General features: G+C 67.2%; 1 protein-coding gene. It reads left to right on the top strand.

Annotation, left to right across the window (positions count from 1 at the left end; translation table 11 throughout):
- Window positions 1-254 precede the first annotated feature (254 nt).
- Window positions 255-1469, top strand: coding sequence for an ABC transporter substrate-binding protein (locus G7A99_RS19265; protein ID WP_163143258.1), 1215 nt, complete (start codon window positions 255-257; stop codon window positions 1467-1469).
- Window positions 1470-1632 lie beyond the last annotated feature (163 nt).

Below are 1632 nucleotides of genomic sequence, written 5' to 3'. Positions count from 1 at the left end.
GGCCCTTTCCGCTATATTGATAGTCTGGGGGCCGGCGGGGTGCACTGGTGGCTTGAGCGCTACCGCCCGCACGGGGCACGCTTCGAGCCGGCTCCGGGGCTGGAGGGCCGTGCCTCTCGGCAGCGGCCCTTCCACGCCGCGTAGGGCGTTTTGCACGCCCCCAGGTGCGTGGGTATGCTCCATAAAGGCCTCGCGCCGGGGCTACGGGCGGGGATCACAACGAAGACCGGCAGAAAAACAGGAGAGCTGTTGCCATGACGCTCAAGAAACAGATAATCGGCGCGGTCTCGGCGCTGGCACTCGTCGCGAGTGCCACGGCCATGGCCCAGCCGCTGAAGATCGGTGCGCTGGTGCCGCTGACCGGCGACCTGCAGTCCTACGGCGGGCCGTCGCTGAACGGCATCAAGCTGGCCGCCAAGGAGATCAACGCCGCCGGGGGCGTGCTCGGGGAGGACGTCGAGATCAAGTCGGGCGACACCCAGACCAGGCCGCAGGCCGGCGTGGATGCCGCCCAGAAGCTGGCCAGCATCGAGGGCGTGAGCGCCTTCGTCGGTGCGCTCTCCAGCGGCGTCACCATCCCGGTGGCCCAGAGCGTGTCCAAGTCGAACAAGATCCCGCAGATCAGCGGTGCGTCCACCTCGCCGGTGATCACCACCCTCGATGACGGCGACTACCTCTTCCGCACGGTACCCTCGGATGCCTTCCAGGGTGTTGCCCTCGCGCAGATCGCCCACGAGAAGGATTACGGCAGCGTCGGCGTCATCTACATCAACAACGACTACGGCAAGGGCCTGGCGGAGAACTTCAAGTCCGCGTTCGAGGACGGCGGCGGCAGCGTCACCGGGATGGTGGCCTACGAGCAGGGCCAGCCCGCCTACCGTGGTGAGCTCCAGCAGGCGGCCGCGGGTGGTGCCGATGCGCTGGTGCTGATCGGTTACCCGCAGAACGGCCAGACCATCCTGCGCCAGGCGCTGGAGGGCGGCTACTTCCAGAACTTCGTGTTCTCCGACGGCCTCAAGGCACCGGAGCTGGTCGAGAACCTCGGTGCGCAGTATCTCAACGGCGCCATCGGCACGGCGCCGCAGGCGCGCGAGGATGCCCCGGGGGCGAAGCACTTCGACTCCGCCTACCAGGAGGAGTTCGGCGAGCGTCCGCCCAAGCCGTACATGGACACCGCCTATGACGCGGTCTATGCCATTGCCCTGGCCGCCCAGAAGGCCGGTTCCGTGGACGGCACGGCGATTCGGGACAGCCTCCGCGACGTCGCCAACCCGCCCGGCGAGAAGGTCTATCCGGGTGAGTTCGACAAGGCCGTGAAGCTCCTGGAGCAGGGCAAGGAGATCGACTACGAGGGCGCCTCCGGGTCGATCAACTTCGACAAGAACGGCGATGTCCCCGGCACCTTCGCCCACTGGGCGTTCGAGGACGGCGAGATCGTGACCAAGAAGGTCTTCGAGCCCTCGATGTAATACACGCGCCGCCGCTGTGGCGGCCCGTGTCAGGGCTGGATCCGCACCGACAGACCCCGGCACATCGCCGGGGTCTTTTTCGTTCACGCCCCGATGTCATCGTAGATAAAGGCGAGCGTCCTGTCCGCGGACACCGGGTGGGAGCCCTCTCCCCAAACCCCTC

The sequence above is a fragment of the Arhodomonas sp. KWT genome (genome assembly GCF_010993615.1).
The sequence above is the reverse complement of the archived record's forward strand: the minus strand, read 5'-3'. Positions and strand labels throughout refer to the sequence as shown.